The organism is Bythopirellula goksoeyrii, from assembly GCF_008065115.1.
Taxonomy (GTDB): domain Bacteria; phylum Planctomycetota; class Planctomycetia; order Pirellulales; family Lacipirellulaceae; genus Bythopirellula; species Bythopirellula goksoeyrii.
Genome location: NZ_CP042913.1, coordinates 5,814,955 through 5,835,567, shown reverse-complemented (window position 1 = coordinate 5,835,567; position 20,613 = coordinate 5,814,955). Strand labels below are relative to the sequence as shown.

Below are 20,613 nucleotides of genomic sequence, written 5' to 3'. Positions count from 1 at the left end.
TCAAATATGCTTGGATGGCAGTTAAAGCCTCAGCTTCGAAAGCTGTCTTAGCTGGCTAGAAACTCAACTTTTGTGGTTCGTCTGTTTCTATTGATAATCTCATCAAAGCGGTGACGATAAGTAAGCAGTGGCGGTTGACCACCGACATATTCCCAATGAATTGTGTCACACTGTGGACCAGCCGTCTTGATGAGCAGTTTGCTCTGCCTTGAGCGGCAAAGTCGTTAGGCTGTTTCTCTCGGCAGAGTTCTCGTGCAAAACCTACATGCTTCAGTTCTGATGATGCATAGATAGGTTTCACACACAGACCGATCTGCATGGAGGAGATCACAATGAATACCTCACAAGGAAGCTTGAGGGTTATATCCTACAGTACTGCAAAAGATGCCAGTCTTGAAAACCGTGTCGCTAACTACCTCTATCATCGGCACGTTCCTGGTTGTGAAGGCATCCACACTTCGGCCCACAGGGGGACCGTGGTCGTGAGAGGCCAGTTACCATCTCAGCATGCCAAGTGGTTGTGCTTCGAGTGCTGTAGCCGAGTGGCTGGGGTGATTCGCTTGATAGACAACGTGGCCGTGAAATGCGATAAGACAGGAAAGCCACTTCGTTGTAGAGTCTCTACGGTCTTGGATATGGCTTGTGAAACACCTCACCGCAATCCAAACTCACAACTCAGGATGACAGCGGCTCCTTGCGTCCGGGCAGCTTGATCCCACGGTCCAAGTTAAGTTGGAGTCTGGCTTGCCAGCCCGCCTCAGGTTAGTGCTTTACGTCTAGATGAGTCCGAGGGAGAGTCGCTTTTCCGCAAGTTCCTTTTTGGCGGCGATTTGGCATGCCGACGTAGCTTGCGTTCGACTGGGGTCGCCTTCCAATGGCGGCATCAATCTGCAATCAGGCAGGTGAATTAAACCACCGGCCCGTGTATGCACCGAGCGTTAGTCCGATTCCACCGACTAAGCAACTAACTGCCATGAAACAGCCTCTTAGCGAACCCGTTGAAGCTTCGAGTAAAGAGACAGGCAAGGAATACAGAAGCAGAATCGCTCCAAGTATTCCCGCTAAAATGCGAAATGGCAGCCGCGTGACAGTGTTTTCCATGTCATGGCCTCCCGAAGCCGGGCTCAGTGTTTAGCAGGACAGACTTTGTCCATAAAAGCATCTCTGAGCAGCACTTGGTAGTCTAACCAATTACCAAACCGAGAACTAGTGAACAATAGTCTGCTGACGCCAAACGCAGTCACGGCTAAGTTACGAGGATTGGCACGCTGAAGCGTGAAATGGCTCGGATCAATTGGTGCCCAGTAACGATTTTTGTAAAACTGCGATTGTCGAGCAATTAGAAAAAAGACTTATTGGAAACACCGAGGTAACACAGCGGTAACATCCGGTCCCTATCGTATATGTTGTGACATCTATTGAGTTGTCAACGTTAACAAACGTTTGCCATTCAGCGTGTACAAGGAGAGATGAAATGAGTGACCAGAAGAAAATAGAAGATCCAGTCGAACATTATACAGCGGTCGGAATAGCCTTGGGCGTTGCTTTGGGTGCGGGTCTTGGTGCGGCGCTAGGTAATTCTGGGACAGGTGTGGCTTTAGGAATAGCTATTGGTGCTGGGATAGGTATTAGTATCGGGGAAAGTCTAAAAGTCTTAAGAAAAAACAGTAACTAGAGGCTAAGCAGGATAAGGATACTCCATCCTAATTCGATCAACCAGTAATAATCAGCTGCCTACTCAATGCAGGTTGTGCGATACTGGCGAATAAGTTCTGTACGGAAAGCTCGCTTCTTTACTATTGCGAAACTCTTTAGGAGGTAACAGTATGGAAACTTTGGAATCATAGGCATGTCAATGGGTACGCTTGGCTTCATATTCGCGCTGTCGGCTTTAGCCCGAGTCCAGAAACTAGAGAAACGATTGAAAGAGGCGGGTGTGCTGACGGGTAAACCTCACAGCAACTAGGATTCACAATCAAAAACCATCCTCAATACTAGGCAAAGTATTGCCCCAGTTAAATAGATCCAAGTGCCATTCGCCGATGGCACTGGCACCCATGATGGATGAAACCAGAACATAATAGCGAGATGAGGCTGCAGATGCAGATGCCCCGATATTACGTCGGCGTTGGACTTGTGTTGTTCTCTGGGGCCGTCGCAAATGCGGTAGAAGAACACGCAGTCTTCAAATCTCTTGATGGCGGTCAATCCTGGGTTCGCTTCGATACCGGGATTCCACAGACAACTCGAACTAATACGTTCGGGTGTTCGGGGGAAATTCTGTTCGCGGGTACTGATTCTGGTCTATTTTTCATCGATGACAGGTCTCAACCGTGGAAAGCTGCTGGTGGATTGGCAACCAGCTCAGGCCGCATCATTAGCATTGCGACCGCCGGGTCGAATGTATTTGTCGGGACAGCTGACCATGGAATGCTAGTGTCAACCGACAAGGGGAAATCTTGGGTTCGCAATGCATCGTTACCCGTGCAAAAAGTGCGTTCTCTGCTCTTGGAGGATGGCAGGCTCTATGCGGGAGCTGACACCAAAGGCGTGTTCGTCTCCGACGACAATGGCGTGAGCTGGAGAAAACTTGGAGGCGGACTACCCGTTAATGCTCAGGTCTTTGACTTGGCCGTGGTCAAAGGCAAATTGTTCGCGGGCCTGTACAGCAAGGGGCTCTATGTCTGGAATGACGGGAATAGCCGTTGGACAAAGTCAGGGAATGTCTCGCCGTTAGTCCTTGCTTCAAGTGGTGATACTTTGATCGCCGGTCACAATCCTGGGGGGCTCTATTGGAGCGATGACCTAGGTGATTCATGGTTCAAAGGTACTGGCAAAAATGTTGGCGGCAAAGATAAATTTCCCGATATACTAAGTGATGCCCCCGTGTGGGAGGCAGGAGCAAACGACAAGCGAGCGTTTGCCGGGGCATCAGACGGAATCTACGTATCCAAAGACCATGGAAGGAACTGGACGCGTACAAGAAGAGGGCTTCCCAAGAACGGCCCAGGCATCGCGTTTCTTGTGACGAACCAACTTGTGTTAGCTTCTACGGTATTGAAGCATGACCCTGCTGAATGAGTGACGATGATCCGACGGCATTCAGCAATCGACCGGTGGGATAAAGGGTACGCAGCTGAATTCATTGGTGAAGTTTGCCCCCTTTGTCTCTTAATCTCCCACCTAAGCTGTATATTTTGTGTCGCCGTGAGAAACGGATTCAGGCTAAACCTCCTATAGAACGACACAGTCGACTTGACGGTAGTCCCCCTGTGCAATACAAAGAACATATATGGAGGCGCGTATATGACAACACCAGTAGCCGATTCGACCGAAGTATTTCAAGCGTTTGCGGATGCCACCCGCTTGCGATTGCTCAATCTTCTTGTCGAGCAGGAGTTGTGTGTGTGCGACCTGTGTGAATTACTCGACGAAGAACAGCCGAAGGTGTCGCGCCACTTGGCCTATCTGCGTCGAGCGGAACTTGTCACAGTTCGCGATGAGGGGAAATGGAAATATTATCGTGCCGCTCGTGGTGCGAGTGGCTTGCGAAAAACACTACTGAGGTGTGTTAAGACCTGCCTGCGAGAAATGGAACCGTTGAATACGGATCTCGATCGCCTTGCCCACCATGAGTGCGACGACTGTTGTTGAAGTGGCCAGTGAACCTAGAAAAACAAGCACGAATTGATAAGAAAACCAGACAATAATGCCTAAGATACTCTTCCTCTGCACTGGAAACTCCTGTCGCAGCCAGATGGCTGAAGGCTGGGCCCGTCAGCTCAAGGCTGACACAATTGATGCTTATTCGGCAGGCATCGAGACCCACGGGCTCAATCCCAATGCAGTGAAGGTAATGGCCGAGGCAGGCGTCGACATCACAGACCAAAAGTCTCAGCACGTCGATGATTTGAAGCACGTTCAGTTCGATTACGTGGTGACTGTTTGTGATAACGCGGCTGAATCGTGCCCGGTGTTTCCAGGAGACGCTCGGGTGATTCATTGCCCGTTCGACGACCCACCACGTCTGGCCCGCGAATCGGAGACCGAGGAAGAAGGGATTGCCCACTATCGGCGTGTCCGCGACGAAATCCGTGATTTTGTTGCCTCGCTGCCTGGTGCGTTGGAGAATGCAAATCATGGATGATGTCAAAGCTGAGGTATGTGAGCCGCTCGGCTGCCCCCATGGCAGGCTCGGTTTTCTTGATCGTTTTCTTACGCTCTGGATATTTCTGGCGATGGCTGTTGGCGTTGCTGTGGGCTACTTTCTGCCAGGGACCGAAGGATTCATCAATCGGTTTCAAGTCGGTACGACGAACCTGCCGATCGCCATCGGGCTGATTCTGATGATGTATCCGCCCTTGGCAAAGGTGAAGTACGAGGAACTGGGGGACGTTTTTCGCAACTGGAAGATTCTGGGACTCTCGCTTGTCCAAAACTGGGTGATCGGCCCCGTGCTGATGTTCGCATTGGCAGTGATTTTCTTACGCGATTACCCTGAATACATGACGGGGCTGATTCTCATTGGGTTGGCCCGCTGTATTGCGATGGTCATCGTGTGGAACGATCTGGCCAAGGGCGACACCGAGTATGCCGCTGGCCTCGTCGCCTTCAACAGTGTTTTCCAGGTGCTGTTCTATAGTGTTTACGCCTGGTTTTTTATTACCTGGCTCCCACCGCTGCTGGGGCTCGAAGGGAGTGTCGTGGTGGTCAGTATGGGACAGATCGCCGAGAGTGTATTTATCTATCTTGGCATACCTTTCTTGGCAGGGATGGTCACACGTTTCGTGCTCCTCAAGGCGAAGGGCCGTGACTGGTATGAGCAGGTTTTTATACCCAAGATCAGCCCTCTCACGCTGGTGGCACTTCTGTTCACAATCCTGGTGATGTTCAGCCTCAAGGGGGACCAGATTGTTCGCATTCCCTACGACGTCCTACTGATCGCGGTACCATTGCTCATTTACTTCGTGGTCATGTTCTTGGTGAGCTTTTTCATGGGCCACCAGATTGGGGCGGACTACTCCAAGACCACGACGTTAGCCTTCACGGCTGCGAGCAACAATTTTGAGTTGGCGATTGCGGTCGCCATCGCCGTGTTCGGCATCAACTCTGGAGTGGCGTTTGCTGCGGTCATCGGTCCTTTGGTCGAGGTGCCGGTGATGATTGGCTTAGTCAGCGTCGCGTTTTGGTTTCAACGACGCATTTTTTCAAACGTCCAAATAGGTACTGGAGAACCATCATGACGGATTCCAAATCAATTCTCGAAGAAGTTCGCACTCAGTATTCGTCCGTCGCCACGAAGGGACTGTCGAGCGACCACGCGGGAGTAAAGGCGGTGGCCGAGGCGTTTGGTTATTCCGCAGACGAACTTGCATCAATTCCCGCTGAAGCCAACATGGGACTCTCATGTGGCAATCCTTTGGCAACCGCGGGGCTGCGACCGGGAGAAGTGGTTGTGGACCTTGGCTGCGGGGGCGGACTCGATGTGTTTTTGGCATCTCCCAAGGTGGGCCCTACGGGGAAAGCAGTTGGCATCGACATGAGCCAAGAGATGATCGATCTTGCGCGCCGCAATGCAGCGAAGGCAGACGGAGGCAAGCCGTTCGCAAATGTCGAGTTCCATCTTTCGACAATTGACAGCCTGCCGTTCGCAGATGGCACCGTCGATTGTGTCATCAGCAATTGTGTCATCAACCTCGCCCCAGACAAGAGTGCGGTGCTTCGCGAAGTGTATCGCGTTCTAAAGCCGGGTGGCCGGTTCGCGGTGAGCGATATCGCTCTAAAAAAGCCGCTCCCCGCCGAAGTCAGCGAGAACCTACCGGCGTACATCGGCTGCATCGCCGGGGCGATACCCATTGCCCAATATGAGAGCGAGCTTGAGGCGGCAGGTTTCGGGGCGGTCAAGATCCAAGACACGGGTTCCGACCTGAACGCTTACGCCCAAGCGGAGAATGCGGCTTGCTGCGTCCCAGCGGCGAGCGCTGGCAATGGAATAGAAATTCTTGAAACGCAGGAGTGCTGTGGAGCACCGCCCCTCTCGGGCGACGTGCACGCCCAGTTAGCCGACCTCCTGCGGCGGTACAACGTGAACGATTTCGCTGCGAGCGTCCGCATCTTTGCCGTGAAGCCTCGTTAGGTGATTTCATGACCGAACTCGACAATGTGCTTTAGGGCCAAAATAATGGTGGCGAGTTTCGAGTCATGGGTGAGGTCACATTGTGTGACGTCTGACCCTGACATCCCTTATTCCAGCTTCAACTCCACCATCAAGTCCGCCGCGACTTGCTCGAGCGCGCCTCGCAGGGTGCCCTCTTCCAAGCCTTCCGGCAGGCGCAATTTCGCCGTAGCGTGAAAGAGGCTTTGACCCGTGTTGGGGGCCGCAAGACACTCAGTTGCTAACTGCTCTACATTGACACCGCGTTCGGCGAGTACCTGACTTACTTTGCGGACGATGCCAGGTTGGTCGAGGCCGACAAGATCGAGCTCGATCACGTTGCCCCCTTCGACGCTTGACCCAATGGGATCGGCACACACCATCGATTCCAAACCACTCGCGGTGAGTTTCTTGATGGCGGCAGTGAGTGACTCGGCCTGTTGGGGATCGACTTCCACGCGCAAGATTCCGGCGAATTGTCCCGCGAGATGGGCCATGCGACTCTCAACCCAGTTGCCTCCATGTTCCGCCACAATCGCGGCAAGTGAATCGACCAGACCAGGATGATCTTGGCCCAGGACTGTCAGTACGAGAGAAGTTTTTTGCATGATGGTCTTATTCGGTCGCCACAATTTCTGTAAAGAGGAGTTGTCTGGCTTCGTGAGCATGTACCAAGTAGAATATAGCGTATGCCGACAGTCTTGCGGAGTGGACCCTACCGATTCTACTTTTGGAGCCATGAACTTGGCGAGCCTCCGCATGTCCATGTGGATCGTGAGCGATTCTCGGTCAAGTTTTTGGCTCGACCCGGTGTCGTTGGCAAGTAATTTAGGTTTCAGGGCACATGAATTGAGGCAGATTCAGAAGTTGATTCACAATCATCCCAGCGCAGCCGGTGACCGCAACCGAATATCAATTAAACGCAGAGATCGCCGAGGCGCAGAGGAGGGATTATAAGGATTCTCTGCGTATCTTCGCGACTCCGCGTCCTCTGCGTTTAGATAATTTTTGTAGGCTGCGAAGAATTGAACTGTTAGTAGCACAAAGAGTTGTTGGAGGCTTGGCATGGGCACTTTGGCGTTGAGAGCTGATGAACGGGTCGCAGGTGTGGAATTCACAGACGAGACGCTCTCAGTTGCGCTGCATGATGGCCGGTCGATTTCAGTGCCATTGCTGTGGTATCCTCGCCTCGCGAATGCCTCACCTGCGGAGCGCCAGAACTGGGAGATTGCTGGAGGAGGCTATGGTATTCATTGGCCTGAGATTGATGAAGATTTAAATACTGAGGGTTTGTTGCGAGGGGCTCCTGCTCCTCGTACACAATCTGCCCCGGCTGGCGACTCACCGAATTTAGAATAAAAAAACCGAGACCAGCTAATTGCCAGTCTCGGTTCGGAACCTCTCAGCCTGCTGAAGCAGGCTCGCCGGGGGCGAAATTAGCGACCAGCACCTGCGGCTTGCATCTGTTGGGCCTGGACGCCGACGGCGATGGCTCGCATGACGCCTTCTTCGATCTCGAAGCGGGAGCGGACTCCATTCTCAATCGGTTGGGCAACGATTCGCACATGGTCACGACCAGCGGTCTCATTCTCCAAAGCGTCTGAAATCATCTGCACCGTTTCTTCCTCGGGGTTCAAGGCGGCCACCGTTTTCAAAACCTGTCCCACGGAGACGCTCATTTCCATGGGAGCAATCGCTTTGCCTGGATTGGCGGCGGATTCATCGATGACTTTTTTCGCCGCTGCGATAGCATCACGCCCTAGCGAAAAGTAAACCGACTGTTTGCCGATCCCGACGGCCATTTCGATGGTATTGCCGAAAAGTTGACGAGGTTCTTCTTCGTCCGGAGTGGGAACGCTCAAGGTGTGGAAGCTCACCCCAGCATGACTCTCAGCATTCCAATTCACGGTCGGCATGTCGGGTTCATTCTTACCCAACTCGGCGAGTTTCTTTAAGCCGCTTTCCACTTTGGCGGGGTCAGCAATGAAGCCTCCCGCTACCAGGGAAAGCGATTCAGGTGTGAGATTGAGAACCGCTCCACCGTCCATGACGCCTGCCTTGAAGGTGGCGACCATGGCGTCAATGAAATCGTTAGCCGCACTCTTGGCGGTTTCCTTGGCCTGATCGTTTGGAAGGTCGGACTCTTCGTCAATTGCTGTCTCAATTTGCTTGCGGGCAGCTCCAACCATTTGCTCCATTTGCGCGATGTCGGCTTCCTGCATTTTCGAGGCGAGCATCAACATGCCGGCCGCATTGGGCTGAAAGAATCCAGCGAAGTTAGTTGTCGTATTCGCCATGTCCGCAAGTTGCTCTGCCAACTGGGAACCAGCCACGGCAGTGTAGGCGAAGTCGAAAAAAGTACGCTGCTGTTTGCTATCGATCGCAAGCCCAACCGTCAGCTCGTTGATTTCATTGATAGCTCGCTCGAGTTGTTCTACTTGGACCGTGGTCATCTGCTTGCGAGCTTGAAACTTCTCATCGCTTTCGTTCGGCATGGGCTTCATGCCTGCTTCCATGCCAGCCTTGATCTGCTGGATGAGCATCTGGCGATAGGCCTCAGGGACATTTTGGACATTTGCCCTGAGGCCAATGTCGTACTCATCAGTAAGCGACGCAAAAATCCTGTCGGGATTCTCCGGCAAATTCTCCAACATCTGGGGCATCATCGAGAGGTAGGCCCAATCCTTGCCCTGCTTGCCAAACAAGGTTTGGCCGTTGGCCGAGATCTGCGTGATTCCGTTTCCGGCGTCCGAAGATTGGATTCCAAAGGCCTTGAGGTTCGTTAGGAAGGTAGCAAAGTCTTTGATTGGCAAGCAGACGGCGCCGGCAAAGTTCATGCCGTCGGTTTGTACCACGACGCCGAGTGATTGTGTCTTGTTGAGTCCTTGCACAAACCCCATGATGAAAGGTTCGAACTGCGCGGCCAACTGAGGTTGCCCAGCCAGAGAGCCCAGGAAGTTGATGTCTTCCTTGAGTTCGTCGTAGCCAGAGATGGTCAAGATAGCCATTGGCTTCATTTCACCGGCAGGCTGAGTCTGTGCTTGGACGAGGGACACACAGCTAAAGGCGAGTAATAAGGCCATCGGCCAGAGTGAGCGGGTCATTCGAATTTTCACAGTGATTCTCCGTAGGTTGTAGATAGGGGCCGCAAGGGCTGCCTGCATTACGCGGCACACAGGAATGTAGTTCCTGCCTCCGCCAAAAGTTTAATATGCTGGGAGCTAGTTATACTGTTATACGCACACCACGACGAGGTTCTTGCCAGAATATTGGCAGAAATTCCCGCAAAGTAGCGGTGGAATCCATCCATGGGCTACACGGGATGGTGGCTGGAGGCCACCACTAGAGCGTTCGGACGCGAGAAAAGCTCAAGCTAGCGTCGAATGGTCTGTCCGGCGCGGCTTACCGCTCACGGAAGGTAATTCGGCCCTTGGTGAGATCATAGGGCGAGAGTTCTACCCGGACTTTGTCTCCGGGAACAATGCGGATAAAGTGTTTACGCATTTTTCCGGCCACGTGGGCCGTTACAATGTGCCCCCCCTCGATTTCGACGCGAAATCGGGTATTTGCTAGGGCTTGTGTTACTACCCCTTCAACTTCCAGGGCTTCTTCCTTCTGCTTCGTCATAGATTCTCCGAGTGAGATAACTGGTTACCGATGTGCCTGACATTCGCTCTGTGGGGAGTTACTGCGCCAAGCTCTCTAATATTACCATTTTTAATACCACAAACCAAGGTGGGCGTCTGCAAATGGATAGGCTATCTGTCCTGCTGGGTAACCATGAGGTCTCTTGAATTTGGCTTTTGACACCTATTCGGGAGGCTTTAGGGCGAATTGCGAGGGTTTTGACGATTCCAGGGGGGAGGTGGAGACATTCAAAGGTACTGAGCGAGTTTGACGTAACTCTATTGGGGCAGAGAATATAGAATTAGCGTAGGGTGGGCACTGCCCACCAATAGCCATATTCGATTCGTTTTGAAATTGGTGGGCAGTGCCCACCCTACTGAAAACCTTATTTTCAACGCTTAACGCCTGTGTCGACATCTTCTTCTTCCTCGGATCCATCCCAAGCCACTGCCGGCCAGGGGGCTGGCGCGTCGCTCGATGACGAGGCGATTCAGCGCGCAAAGTTTGAGATTCAAAGTCTTGTCCAAGAAGTTGTTCAGCTGAGCAAATCGGAAATCGAGCCGAATGAGTTTTTCTCGGCCACGATGGACAAGACCGTTTCGGCGTTAGCGGCTGTCAGTGGCGTTGTCTGGATGCTCGAAGAGGGTGGTCCGTTAAAACTTGAGTATCAGGTCAATCTTCGTGAGACTGGATTAGCTCAAAGCGAAGAAGCCCAGGTTCAGCATGGCCGATTGCTTACGCAAGTGATTGGCAAGGCAGAGCCGACGATCATTCCTCCTTATTCAGGAGGCGACGCTGAAAACGAAGAGGCCGCCGCGAATCCCACAGAGTATCTCTTGGTGCTCGCGCCGATAGTGAGCGATCGGGGAGTCGAAGGGGTGATGGAAGTCTTTCAGCGCACTGGGGGACGGCCAACCACGCAGCGTGGCTATCTGCGATTTCTGGTGCAGATCAGCGACTTGGCAGGAGAGTACCTCAAGAATCGTCGTCTCTTGCATTTCGCCACCAAGCAAACCTTGTGGGAGCAGCTCGAAGCTTTTACGACGCTTGTACACAAGGCGCTCGACTCACGCGAAACGGCCTACACAATTGCCAACGAGGGACGCCGCTTAATCGGTTGCGACCGTGTCACGGTGGTATTGCGCAAGGGATCCAAGTACGAAGTCTCGGCCATCAGCGGACAGGATACATTTGACAAGCGGTCGAATGTGGTCAGGTTGCTCAAGAATCTCGCGACCACGGTCTCACGCACAGGGGAAGACCTCTGGTTTACCGGTGACACGGCCGATCTGGCTCCTCAAGTGGAGAAAGCGGTCAACGCCTACGTTGATGAATCGCACACCAAGCAGTTGGCCGTGTTGCCTTTGCGGGAATCGGACAAGGATCTTGAGGAGACTCCCGAGGACAAAAAAGACAAACGCCGCGAGAACATCCTAGGGGCCATTGTCATCGAGCAGCTCGTCGATAGCCGGCCCCCCGAAGGGATGCTGCAGCGAATCGATGTAGTGCGCCGCCATAGTGCAACGTCGTTGACCAATGCCCAGGACTTCGAAGGGTTGTTTCTTTTGCCCTTGTGGCGAGCCTTGGGCAAAACCAAGGTTCTCTTGACCGCACGAAATTTGCCCAAGACGCTCCTGGCTGCGATTGCCATTGCGGGGGCCATTTTCGCACTCTGTACAGTTCCCTACGATTTTACCATGGTGGCCGATGGCAAGCTGCTCCCCGAAGTGCGCCGCAACGTCTTTGCCGGGATCGATGGTCTTGTGACTAAAGTTCCTGTCAATCATGGGGAGTCCGTCAAAAAGGGAGACGTGTTAGCCGTCATGCAGAGCTTGGACCTTGATGGTCAGTTTGCCGAGTTGCAAGGGGAGCTAGCAAGCACGTTGGAGGAGATTGCCACCACGGATCGTCAGCGACAAATGCACCTGAACAATCCGCAGGAAGACCCTGCCGACATGGAACAACTCACCGGACGTTTGGCTCAGCTTGAGGCGACTCGTATCAGTTTGGAGAAACAGTACGAACTCTTGGAGCAGAAAAAAGAACGACTCACGGTCGAGAGCCCCATCGATGGGAAAGTGACCACCTTTCGCGTGCGGGAGAAGCTGGAAAATCGTCGTGTGAGTCCGGGAAATCGCTTGATGGAGGTGGCCGATCCTTCCCAGGATTGGGAGCTAGAGATTTATCTCCCTGAAGCTAAGATGGGGCACGTCATTGAGTATCAGCAGAAACTTCGCGAGAAAGATCCTGACGCTAAGTTGCAGGTCTCGTTCATCCTGGCGACTCACTCCGCCGAGCATCTCACCGGAACCGTCGAAGAAATCGACACCAGCGCCGAAGTAATGGGGGAAGAAGGCAACACGGTTCGCATCCGGGTCTCTTTTCCACAGGAAGACCTGAAACGCTTGGTCGACGATCCGGCGAATCAACTCAAAGTGGGGGCCGACGCAAAAGCCAAGATCCTATGCGGCAAGCAGCCTGTGGGCTATGTGATGTTGCACGACTTATTTGAATTCGTGCAGTCGCGGATCTTGTTCAGGCTCTAGCTTCGTTGCCACAATACCAACTTTACTAGCCCTCTCCGGAAGGTGCGGGGTTGATCGCTCACCCCCGCCTTCCGGCGAGGGCTACTAAAACATGTAAGAGAATATCTAGGAAACTAGCCATGAGAATGTTGTTGTCACTTCTGTTGCTCGTCGTCGCGAATCCATTTGCGCTCGCCGCCGAGTCCACCACCGACCCTGTTTTTGAACGATGTATCGTCAAAGTGAAAGACGAGGTGGAGATTCCCGCACAAAAGGATGGTGTTCTCATGGAACTGCCTGTAATCGAGGGATCGCAGGTCAAGGAAAAAGAGACAATTGCCGTAATCGACGACCGCGAAGCAAAGGCTGCGGTAAGAGCTGCCCAGGCTGGTTTGAGAGCGGCCGAGGAGCGGGTCAAAGACGACATTGAAGAGCGCTATTCGAAAGCGGCAACGGATGTTGCCAGGATCGATTTGGAGAAAAGCCAGGAAGCGAACGTGCGAACGCCCTTCTCGGTCCCTGATATCGAGATCACTCAGAAAGAGTTGGTCGTAAAGAAGTCGGAACTCCAAACCGAGAAAGCGCAAAAAGACCGCGTAATGGCCAGCTTGGAAGCCGACACCAAGCGGGCGGAACTCGAAGCCGCCCAGGTCGCTTTGAACAAGCGAGTTATCCATGCCCCATTCACAGGAGAGGTCGTCAAGCTCTACCGCGAAAAATCGGAGTGGGTTAATCCGGGAGACCCGATTCTTACCCTGATGCGGTTTGACACCTTGTACGTCGAGGCCCAAGTCCCCGCCAGGAATTATGATCGCAATGAACTCCAGGGCCGTGATGTGACCGTGGCGATTCCCCGTGCTCGTGGCCGTGAAATTACTTTGCCCGGCAAAGTGGTCCATGTAGGCCAACTGATCGAAAGCGGCGGCAACTACATTGTACGAGCCGAAGTCGAAAACATCAAAGAAGACGGCTTCTGGGTCGTGCAACCAGGCATGGGCCAACGCGCGAAAATGACAATCCATTTGAAATAGAGGTTAGAGTAGTCAGTAGTCAGTCGCCAGTGGTCAGTTGTGTTGAATTTGCAACTGACCACTGACCACTGACCACTGACCACTGACAACGGACATACATGGCCACCCTTGCTCAAAGCATCGTTTCGAGTTCGTCGCGTAAGCTGGCGATACGGGTACGGCCTGATCTGAAGGCTCGCAAGCAGCGCTACCAGGGGCGGGTCTATTGGGTGGTCAAAGATCCTGTGGGGTTACAGTACTTCCGTTTTGAGGAAGAAGAGTTCGCCATCTTGCAGATGCTTGACGGGGAATCGAGCCTCGAGGAGATCGCCGAGCGGTTTGAGAAAGATTTTCCGCCCCAGACGATCCGAGTCGAGGAACTCCAGAACTTTATCGGCATGTTGCACCGCAGTGGGTTGGTACTCTCCGACTCGGCGGGGCAGGGGGTTCAGCTCAAGAAGCGACGTGACGAAAAACGCAAGCAGGAGCTGATCCAAAACTTCAGCAACATCTTGTCGTTTCGCATGCGGGGGATCGATCCTGAGGGAATTCTCAATGCGATCTATCCTTGGGTCCGTTGGTTTTTCTCGGTGCCAGCGACCATCTGTGCGTGCATCCTGGCATTGAGTGCCCTGTCGCTGGTCATTGTGCAGTTCGATGTATTTCAATCAAAGCTACCGTCGTTTCACTCGTTCTTTGCCGCCCAGAACTGGCTGGTGATCGCCGGTGTATTGGCGGTCACAAAAATCATTCACGAATTTGGTCACGGCCTTTCCTGCAAGCATTTCGGTGGCGAATGTCACGAGATGGGCATCATGCTGTTGGTACTCACACCCTGCCTCTATTGCAATGTTTCCGACTCCTGGATGTTGCCGAATCGTTGGCATCGGGCGGCCATTGGTGCGGCGGGGATGTATGTAGAAGTGGTCATCGCCTCGATCGCCACGTTTATCTGGTGGTTCAGCGAGCCCGGCTTCTTGAACTACCTCTGCCTGAACATCATGTTCGTCAGTTCTGTGAGTACCATCGTGTTCAACGCGAATCCGCTGTTGCGCTATGACGGGTATTACATTCTGAGCGATATCATGGAGATCCCCAACTTGCGCCAAAAGGCCAGTACGATTCTCAATCGCAAGCTCGGCTGGTGGTGCTTGGGACTCGAAGAGCCTGACGACCCGTTCTTGCCGCATCGCCATCAGGGGTGGTTCGCGCTCTACACGGTCGCATCGTTCTTCTATCGCTGGGTCGTGCTGCTCTCGATTCTGTACTTTCTCAACAAAGTGTTCGAGCCGTATGGACTCAAGATTCTGGGGCAAGCGATTGCAGTGGCATCTTTGTATGGCATGATCGTGATGCCATTTTGGAAAGTGTTCAAGTTTTTCCGTGTACCGGGGAGGGTGAGTAAAGTGAAAAAGGTCCGGATGTTTGCGTCGCTGGCATTGTTGGCCGCTGTGGTGGGTGGGATTCTTTTCATCCCTTTCCCGTCGAGCGTGACTTGTGAATTCGAACTCCAGCCGCGCGGGTCAGAGTCGGTCTACATCGACGTGGCAGGGACACTCGAAGAAGTGCTGGTCGAACCGGGCCAGAACGTCGAAGAAGGCCAATTGCTTGCTCGCCTACGCAACATCGATTTGGAGCTAGAGATAGAAAAAATTCAGGGGCAGCGCGAAGCGAGCCAACGTCAATTCGATAGTCTTAAGGATATGCAGCACTATGATCAAAACGCCGGCTTACAGATCGACGTGGTCCGCGAACGCTTAGCATCGCTCGATGAGCAACTCGTACAAAAACAGCGCGACCTCGATCGGCTCGAACTGACTGCCCCGCGCGCCGGTACCGTGATTCCCCCTCCGTATCGGCCTGATGCCCGCTCAAATCAGGAGGTCGAACTTGCCAGTTGGTCGGGTTGGCCAATGGAAGAAAAGAATCTGGGCGCCACTTTCTTGCCCGATGGATCAGAGAATCTATTTTGCCAGATTGGCGATCCCAACCAGTGGGATGCCGTGCTGGTGATCAATCAGAGCGATTTGGATCTGGTGCGCGAAGGGCAAGAGGTGCGTCTCATGTTTAACGAGTCAGCCTACCATGTCTTCGTGAGTACCCTCCAGTCGGTGGCCGACGACGAAATGAAAAGCATCAGCCCCCGCTTGGCCAGCACCTCGGGGGGCGCAGTACCCGCCCAACACGATCCCGGAGGCGAGGTCAAACCACTCGACACCTCCTACCAGGCCGAAGTGCAATTAGACAATTCCCTCGGTATCTTTCGCAACGGCCTCACCGGCACGGCGCGCATCAAGACGGAACCGCGTACTCTGGCGAGCCGCTTGTATCGTTATCTGAAGCGGACGTTTAATTTTGATTTGTAGGGTTCCTATTCAGGCAACAACTGTTACCTGTTTGGGTTGCAAGTGGCTCAATGCTTTGAGCAATTGCGGCAGAAGTGGGCGAATATCGTCGATGTCATTTGTTGCTGCCCGAAGAATTACTACAGCTATCGGTATCTCAATCAGGTTTTGCTCGTATCGAAGGTTGGCGTCCTTTGTCAGAAATGCACCAAAGCCAGACGAAGCTGCGAGCGATAGTAACTCACCGTTTTCAATCCCGGCCCAATCCATATATGCCACGGTGAAACATTCGTGCCCAGATATTTCATGACGAAGAGAATGCGGCAGGTTTTCATCCAGAAGCAGCTTCATGACTGTGATTGACAGGCGAGTGCCTGAATCTTGACTTCATCCAGTAGGTGCTCGACCTGACTGCGCTGAACAGTAGGGAACTGCTCCAAGAAATAGTCGATATTTCTGCCACGTTTGAGATAGTCAAATAGCGAGTTAACTGGCACTCGAGTGCCAGTGAATACAGGGGTTCCACCCAAGACGTTCGGATTAGTTGAGACTACGCTCGCCATGATTGCATTGTAGTCAGCCTTTGCGGCAGATAGAAGCGGTGCCAAAAGCTCAGCACTTAGGTTTTGCAGCAACAATCCAGATGCCTTGGGTCTTACGTCTCCCCTCGGAATGACGTCTAGTTCCCATGCTAGCAGCGCCAGCGCTTCACTCGCTCTAGGCTCGATTCTCTCACAGTCCTAGAATGGGCCATCGGAAAATCGTTTCTTCGAGAGGGATCTGTGCGCGGCTTTCGTTGCGTACCTTGCCAGCGATGGACTACGCAATGTCACGGCGCCGCAATTCGAACGACGGGCAACCGCGCCGCAAGAGTCGGTTCAAGCGTCGTATGTTTGCTCTCTTGCTTTTGGTTGTGGTGACTGTCTCCGCTGCCCCCACGATGATCGCCTATTCGCCGCTGCGCGATACGCTTTTGAATTGGCAAATGCCACAGGGTGGGTGGCACATTCAGAGTGAGCAGGGCTGCCTTTCCTGGATTGGTTCTCAATCGTTGACGAATGTGGCCATCGTTGCTCCCGATGGCAATCCTTTGTTGACGGTCGAGTCGCTTACTGTTGAACGCTCCCTAGTGGGGCTCGCGCTGCATTCGCGAGACTTGGGTGCCGTGCGTCTCGTGCAGCCCGTGGCATATGTGACGACTCGCTCCGATGGAAGTAATCTGGAAGATTTCTTGGCTGCCGTCGACAAACGCAGAGCATCAATCCCCGCAGAGTCAGGTGATCCAAGTAAACTTGTAGAGAAAATCTCGTTGCGACTCGACATCGTCGATGGAAGTGTGCACGGCTTCGATACGACTGCCGAGTCTAAATGGCAAGTCGATCAAACCAATCTCAAAGCTGTCCTTGCGGCAGAGCGTGGGCTTATCTCAGCAGACGGTTCGGCGGTTGTGCGCTATGCGGACGATCAAACGGGGAGCGTCAAAATCCGCGTCCAGGAGGCCGCCGACAATCATCAGCAACTAGACATGATTGCTGAGGGATTGTTGCTTGAACCGTTGCGGCCCTTGTTGCTTCGTACGCTGGGTGATTGCCAATTGGCAGGTGTCGCCGCGTTCGATGTCCATGTCCTGTGGAATCCGAAAAATGAGGGTCCACTGACTCTTTCGACTTGGGGACATACCGAGTGCGATTCTCTTACATTCTCGGGCGAAGTTCTCCAAGGGGACCGCTTGGAGTGCTCTCGGCTCGAGATTCCATGGAAGGCGAGCTTCGCCCATGGTGAAGTTGGCATCAGTGAATTGAAACTCAAATGCGATTGGGCTGAAGTTGCTGCTCAAGGGGCGCTGGCGCTGGAGGAACTCAAGACCTTCAGTCTCGCGAACCTCCCACAGCGGGAGTTCAAGCTCACCGGCAAAGTGTCGCTCGCGCGACTTGCGCAGATGCTGCCTCATGTGCTGCAAATACGCGACGGAGTTCGCATCGATGCAGGAGAGGTGGAGTGGAATGCCAACAGCGGACTGCGTGATGGTGCCTTTACCTGGTCTGCTGACGCCGCGCTGGCCAACCTGGCTGGCCAAGATGGGGAGAAGGCAATTCGCTCTCAGGAACCTGTGAAGATTGCCGCACAATGGAAGGACTCGCCTGCTGGTCCCCGTTTGGATCGATTCACGCTCACGGCTCCTTCCGCAGAAGCAACCGTGGTAACGACTGATGATCGGATGCATGGAGATTTTCAGGTAAACCTCGCCGAGATGGCTGAGCAGGCAGGACAGTTTATCGACATGCGCGATCTGGAATGCCGAGGATTCGCGCGAGGAAACTTTCAATACACGACGACTCACAATACCGAATTCGAGGCCAAAGCGGACGTCAAGCTCAGCGAGTTGGTTGTCACCCAGGGGCAGCGCCTCCTGTGGGAGGAACCCCAGTTGGTGGTGGACTGGCGTGCTGCTGGCCAAGCAGACCATATGCTACCGAAGTCGCTCGCTACCAGTTCCATGATACTGCATGGGGATCGCGATGAATTGGCAGTGACCCTCTTAGAGGCCGTGGATCTTTCCGCTGCAGGCAACTGGCTGGTAAAAATCGATGGCACGGGTCCCGTTGATTCCTGGGCGGGCCGCTTGCGTCCTTGGATGCAGGGTATCCCCGACGAGTTCGCAGGCCAAGCCAAACTGCAGGCCAAGCTCGCAATCACTCCGGTTGAATTGGCCGTGAGCGATCTGGCGGGAAGCATTGATAAACTGCATATTCGCAAAGGGTCGATGGCAGTGGATGACCCTCACATTGACTTTTCGGGAGATTGCAGCTGGAACGCAGCGGCGAACAACTACCACTCGCAAGAATTCCAACTCGCCGGAAGCATCGTCGCGTTCCGCTCGCGGGATGTGCGGATTGATTTGGCGGCCGGCGAGTTGCCTATCGTGACCGGTGAGATTGCCTATCGCACTGATTTGGAACGGTTGGCAGCAGCGGCGGGCCTCGTAAGTGGACGCGATTCGACTTGGCCACGTGGTGCAGCGACAGGCGTGTTGCGCTTGGCAACCAACTCCGAACAGATTCTGGCAGATTTTTCCTTGGATGCAGAGGGTTTGCAGTTAGTTCGCGCAGGGACAAGCAAGAACTCGACTCGCCAACCACCGGTAGTTGTCTGGTCCGAGCCTCAACTGCATAGCACCGGAAAGGCAATCTATAAGATCGCCGACGAGCAGGTAGCGCTTGAGAAATTCAGCATCGACGGTCAAACGCTGCAACTTACTGGCATGGCGACCTGGGACAAACCGGTTGAGGGGGGAGAAATCGCAGTCCAAGGAACTGCCCACTACGATCCCGAGTCACTCGACCGGTTGATCGCCAACTATACCGGCCCTGGTGTGCGCATCGAAGGAGATCGTGTCGTGCGATTCGAAGCGCGTGGCAGAATGCCCAAAGGAGAGTCGGCGCACTGGTCACAGCTTTGGCAAGCGACCGCCGAAGGTGGGTGGTCCAAAGCCTCGGTGTTCGGATTGCCCATCACGGCAGGCAATTTTCAGGGTTCGCTCGGCGCGGGCCAACTTGTGATCGCACCGCTGGACATTGCAGTCGGCGAGGGCAGATTCTCGGCAAGTCCCCGCGTGGTATTCGATCCACTGCCAAAACATTTGTTAATCCCCGCAGGTCCGTTGGTTACCGATGTGCAGATTTCGCCAGCGGTGAGTGAGGAGATGCTCAAATACGTGGCCCCAATCCTTGCAGGAGCGACGCGCGTCGATGGCAAGTTCTCGGTCGATTTGGCGGAATCCAAGATCCCACTGGATGCCCCCAAGCTTGCCAACACCGCAGGTAGACTGGCGGTGCATGAACTGACAGTCCTTCCTGGCCCCATGGTGGCTGACCTGGCAACTACGATCCAGCAGCTTCAAGCCATCAAGAAGGGCAAAGATTTGTTGCAAGGGGGAGTCGCCCCTAAACCTGCCAAGCTGCTTTCAATGCACGATCAGCAGATTGAGTTTCAAGTCGTGGAGGGTCGCGTCTATCACCGGAATCTGGTCTTCACAATCGACGACGTGCCGGTCCGCTCGCAAGGATCAGTAGGATTTGATCAAAGCCTGGCTCTGATGATCGACATCCCCATCCAAGACCGCTGGATCGATGGCGAAGACGCGCTGAGAGGGCTCGCAGGCCAAAGCCTGCAAGTCCCCATTTACGGCACCTTCGAAAAACCCCGTGTCGACCAAGAGGCCATGGCAAACCTCACCAAGCAACTCCTGCGCGAAACCGCCCGCCAGGCGATCGGTGGTGAGATCAATCGGCAGTTGGAGAAGTTGTTCAAACAGAGGTGAGAAAAGTCATTGAATACATCAAGTTCTAACGGATTGATTTACTCTGTGCACTCTCCGTCTGTTCTGGAAATATAAGATCACCATGCTCGTCATAATCGAGTTTGAGTGGCCCTGCTACCATTTCCCCCAACTCATCGAAAGACCCTTCCTTCCCTTCCAGAAGGTTGAGCAAGTCTTGACCATGCCGATCGATTAGGTTGGCTATTTTGCGCAGCGAACTGGAAGCAAGTTCGGGTGTGACTCCGCGCCGCACAGTTAACCACAGGATCGCTTCTCCCCCCATCGGGACCATCTCAAAATGGACATGGTCCCCATCAGCATCCATCTCAGGATAGATGACGTTTCCTTCTTGATCGCGCGATTTGGGGATGCGGTCTACATCGTGCTGCACTGGACGTTGGAGCGAGAATTCCAGGCCGATTTTTTCGCCATCTTGACTTGCATGCATCGCATTCATACCTCCAGATCAATGTTCACATGAAAAGACGACATAGATAAGACACTTGACAGAAACGGGTATCCGAAGCCTTCTCTCTCTATGATTAGCAACGAGGATCTCACTAGTCAACAGATTTGTTCATTAGAGGCTTTTGTGTCACATAGCAGCTGGGGAAGCTGATAAGAATCTAAT

The 20,613-nt window shown here is 53.5% G+C and carries 19 protein-coding genes; 12 read left to right on the top strand and 7 right to left on the bottom strand.

The annotated features are described in order from the left end of the window. Positions 1 to 894 precede the first annotated feature (894 nt). Positions 895 to 1,101 carry a hypothetical protein gene (locus Pr1d_RS23035; RefSeq protein WP_148075732.1) on the bottom strand — a complete coding sequence of 69 codons (207 nt, stop codon included), beginning with the start codon at positions 1,099 to 1,101 and terminating at the stop codon, positions 895 to 897. 373 nt (positions 1,102 to 1,474) lie between these two features. Between Pr1d_RS23035 and Pr1d_RS23030 the strand changes: the two genes are divergently transcribed. From Pr1d_RS23030 to arsM, 6 genes are all read left to right on the top strand, one after another. Continuing rightward, positions 1,475 to 1,675: a hypothetical protein gene (locus Pr1d_RS23030; protein ID WP_148075731.1), complete on the top strand. Its 201-nt coding sequence runs from the start codon at positions 1,475 to 1,477 to the stop codon at positions 1,673 to 1,675. A gap of 425 nt (positions 1,676 to 2,100) precedes the next feature. Continuing rightward, a complete protein-coding gene (locus Pr1d_RS23025; protein ID WP_148075730.1) occupies positions 2,101 to 3,081 on the top strand; it encodes a WD40/YVTN/BNR-like repeat-containing protein in 981 nt (326 codons plus the stop codon). A 225-nt stretch (positions 3,082 to 3,306) separates the two neighbouring features. After that, positions 3,307 to 3,654 carry an ArsR/SmtB family transcription factor gene (locus Pr1d_RS23020; protein WP_148075729.1) on the top strand — a complete coding sequence of 116 codons (348 nt, stop codon included), beginning with the start codon at positions 3,307 to 3,309 and terminating at the stop codon, positions 3,652 to 3,654. A 55-nt stretch (positions 3,655 to 3,709) separates the two neighbouring features. Further along, entirely contained in the window at positions 3,710 to 4,147 is a 438-nt protein-coding gene (locus Pr1d_RS23015) for an arsenate reductase ArsC (RefSeq protein ID WP_148075728.1), read from the top strand. After that, positions 4,140 to 5,243, top strand: a complete 1,104-nt coding sequence (gene arsB, locus Pr1d_RS23010; protein WP_148075727.1) for an ACR3 family arsenite efflux transporter — start codon at positions 4,140 to 4,142, stop codon at positions 5,241 to 5,243. The genes Pr1d_RS23015 and arsB overlap by 8 nt, the downstream gene beginning before the upstream one ends. Continuing rightward, positions 5,240 to 6,136 carry an arsenite methyltransferase gene (arsM, locus tag Pr1d_RS23005; RefSeq protein ID WP_148075726.1) on the top strand — a complete coding sequence of 299 codons (897 nt, stop codon included), beginning with the start codon at positions 5,240 to 5,242 and terminating at the stop codon, positions 6,134 to 6,136. Before arsB ends, arsM begins: the two co-directional genes overlap by 4 nt. A 107-nt stretch (positions 6,137 to 6,243) precedes the next feature. Here arsM and Pr1d_RS23000 read toward each other — a convergent pair whose 3' ends face one another. Beyond that, complete coding sequence (locus Pr1d_RS23000) at positions 6,244 to 6,762, bottom strand: glycine cleavage system protein R (RefSeq protein ID WP_148075725.1); 519 nt, start codon at positions 6,760 to 6,762, stop codon at positions 6,244 to 6,246. Positions 6,763 to 6,843: 81 nt separating this feature from the next. Here Pr1d_RS23000 and Pr1d_RS26140 point away from each other — a divergent pair, with 81 nt between their 5' ends. Next, a complete protein-coding gene (locus Pr1d_RS26140; RefSeq protein WP_210417809.1) occupies positions 6,844 to 6,981 on the top strand; it encodes a DUF4160 domain-containing protein in 138 nt (45 codons plus the stop codon). 238 nt (positions 6,982 to 7,219) lie between these two features. Further along, positions 7,220 to 7,513, top strand: a complete 294-nt coding sequence (locus tag Pr1d_RS22990) for a DUF2442 domain-containing protein (RefSeq protein ID WP_148075724.1) — start codon at positions 7,220 to 7,222, stop codon at positions 7,511 to 7,513. Between the two features lie 77 nt (positions 7,514 to 7,590). Here the strand turns inward: Pr1d_RS22990 and Pr1d_RS22985 are convergent, their stop codons facing one another. Beyond that, positions 7,591 to 9,258 (bottom strand): hypothetical protein, encoded by a 1,668-nt coding sequence (locus Pr1d_RS22985; RefSeq protein WP_168205441.1) that lies wholly within the window; start codon positions 9,256 to 9,258, stop codon positions 7,591 to 7,593. Between the two features lie 298 nt (positions 9,259 to 9,556). Next, the gene (infA, locus tag Pr1d_RS22980) at positions 9,557 to 9,781 is read right to left on the bottom strand and encodes a translation initiation factor IF-1 (protein WP_148075722.1); all 225 of its coding nucleotides are present in this window, start codon (positions 9,779 to 9,781) and stop codon (positions 9,557 to 9,559) included. Between the two features lie 407 nt (positions 9,782 to 10,188). Between infA and Pr1d_RS22975 the strand changes: the two genes are divergently transcribed. The 3 genes from Pr1d_RS22975 to Pr1d_RS22965 all read left to right on the top strand — a co-directional run bounded on the left by Pr1d_RS22975 (position 10,189) and on the right by Pr1d_RS22965 (position 15,682). After that, positions 10,189 to 12,327: an efflux RND transporter periplasmic adaptor subunit gene (locus Pr1d_RS22975; protein ID WP_148075721.1), complete on the top strand. Its 2,139-nt coding sequence runs from the start codon at positions 10,189 to 10,191 to the stop codon at positions 12,325 to 12,327. Positions 12,328 to 12,446: 119 nt separating this feature from the next. Continuing rightward, the gene (locus Pr1d_RS22970) at positions 12,447 to 13,337 is read left to right on the top strand and encodes an efflux RND transporter periplasmic adaptor subunit (RefSeq protein ID WP_148075720.1); all 891 of its coding nucleotides are present in this window, start codon (positions 12,447 to 12,449) and stop codon (positions 13,335 to 13,337) included. A 98-nt stretch (positions 13,338 to 13,435) separates the two neighbouring features. After that, the gene (locus Pr1d_RS22965) at positions 13,436 to 15,682 is read left to right on the top strand and encodes a biotin/lipoyl-binding protein (RefSeq protein WP_148075719.1); all 2,247 of its coding nucleotides are present in this window, start codon (positions 13,436 to 13,438) and stop codon (positions 15,680 to 15,682) included. A 9-nt stretch (positions 15,683 to 15,691) separates the two neighbouring features. Here Pr1d_RS22965 and Pr1d_RS22960 read toward each other — a convergent pair whose 3' ends face one another. Next, the gene (locus Pr1d_RS22960) at positions 15,692 to 16,012 is read right to left on the bottom strand and encodes a DUF5615 family PIN-like protein (RefSeq protein ID WP_148075718.1); all 321 of its coding nucleotides are present in this window, start codon (positions 16,010 to 16,012) and stop codon (positions 15,692 to 15,694) included. Continuing rightward, a complete protein-coding gene (locus Pr1d_RS22955) occupies positions 16,009 to 16,224 on the bottom strand; it encodes a DUF433 domain-containing protein (RefSeq protein WP_148076496.1) in 216 nt (71 codons plus the stop codon). The genes Pr1d_RS22960 and Pr1d_RS22955 overlap by 4 nt, the downstream gene beginning before the upstream one ends. 263 nt (positions 16,225 to 16,487) lie before the next feature. Between Pr1d_RS22955 and Pr1d_RS22950 the strand changes: the two genes are divergently transcribed. Further along, positions 16,488 to 19,982, top strand: coding sequence for an AsmA family protein (locus Pr1d_RS22950; RefSeq protein ID WP_148075717.1), 3,495 nt, complete (start codon positions 16,488 to 16,490; stop codon positions 19,980 to 19,982). 25 nt (positions 19,983 to 20,007) lie between these two features. Here the strand turns inward: Pr1d_RS22950 and Pr1d_RS22945 are convergent, their stop codons facing one another. Next, positions 20,008 to 20,430 carry a hypothetical protein gene (locus Pr1d_RS22945; protein WP_148075716.1) on the bottom strand — a complete coding sequence of 141 codons (423 nt, stop codon included), beginning with the start codon at positions 20,428 to 20,430 and terminating at the stop codon, positions 20,008 to 20,010. Positions 20,431 to 20,613: the final 183 nt, after the last annotated feature.

Excerpts from the sequence above, each read along its gene's own strand:
- Pr1d_RS23015 (WP_148075728.1), top strand. The coding sequence starts at position 3,710 with ATGCCTAAGATACTCTTCCTCTGCACTGGAAACTCCTGTCGCAGCCAG.
- Pr1d_RS23025 (WP_148075730.1), top strand. The coding sequence starts at position 2,101 with ATGCAGATGCCCCGATATTACGTCGGCGTTGGACTTGTGTTGTTCTCT.
- Pr1d_RS23035 (WP_148075732.1), bottom strand. The coding sequence starts at position 1,101 with ATGGAAAACACTGTCACGCGGCTGCCATTTCGCATTTTAGCGGGAATA.
- Pr1d_RS23020 (WP_148075729.1), top strand. The coding sequence starts at position 3,307 with ATGACAACACCAGTAGCCGATTCGACCGAAGTATTTCAAGCGTTTGCG.
- Pr1d_RS22990 (WP_148075724.1), top strand. The coding sequence starts at position 7,220 with ATGGGCACTTTGGCGTTGAGAGCTGATGAACGGGTCGCAGGTGTGGAA.
- Pr1d_RS26140 (WP_210417809.1), top strand. The coding sequence starts at position 6,844 with ATGCCGACAGTCTTGCGGAGTGGACCCTACCGATTCTACTTTTGGAGC.
- infA (WP_148075722.1), bottom strand. The coding sequence starts at position 9,781 with ATGACGAAGCAGAAGGAAGAAGCCCTGGAAGTTGAAGGGGTAGTAACA.
- Pr1d_RS22960 (WP_148075718.1), bottom strand. The coding sequence starts at position 16,012 with ATGAAGCTGCTTCTGGATGAAAACCTGCCGCATTCTCTTCGTCATGAA.
- Pr1d_RS22950 (WP_148075717.1), top strand. The coding sequence starts at position 16,488 with ATGTCACGGCGCCGCAATTCGAACGACGGGCAACCGCGCCGCAAGAGT.
- arsB (WP_148075727.1), top strand. The coding sequence starts at position 4,140 with ATGGATGATGTCAAAGCTGAGGTATGTGAGCCGCTCGGCTGCCCCCAT.
- Pr1d_RS22985 (WP_168205441.1), bottom strand. The coding sequence starts at position 9,258 with ATGACCCGCTCACTCTGGCCGATGGCCTTATTACTCGCCTTTAGCTGT.
- Pr1d_RS22945 (WP_148075716.1), bottom strand. The coding sequence starts at position 20,430 with ATGCATGCAAGTCAAGATGGCGAAAAAATCGGCCTGGAATTCTCGCTC.
- arsM (WP_148075726.1), top strand. The coding sequence starts at position 5,240 with ATGACGGATTCCAAATCAATTCTCGAAGAAGTTCGCACTCAGTATTCG.
- Pr1d_RS22970 (WP_148075720.1), top strand. The coding sequence starts at position 12,447 with ATGAGAATGTTGTTGTCACTTCTGTTGCTCGTCGTCGCGAATCCATTT.
- Pr1d_RS23030 (WP_148075731.1), top strand. The coding sequence starts at position 1,475 with ATGAGTGACCAGAAGAAAATAGAAGATCCAGTCGAACATTATACAGCG.
- Pr1d_RS22965 (WP_148075719.1), top strand. The coding sequence starts at position 13,436 with ATGGCCACCCTTGCTCAAAGCATCGTTTCGAGTTCGTCGCGTAAGCTG.
- Pr1d_RS22955 (WP_148076496.1), bottom strand. The coding sequence starts at position 16,224 with ATGGCGAGCGTAGTCTCAACTAATCCGAACGTCTTGGGTGGAACCCCT.
- Pr1d_RS23000 (WP_148075725.1), bottom strand. The coding sequence starts at position 6,762 with ATGCAAAAAACTTCTCTCGTACTGACAGTCCTGGGCCAAGATCATCCT.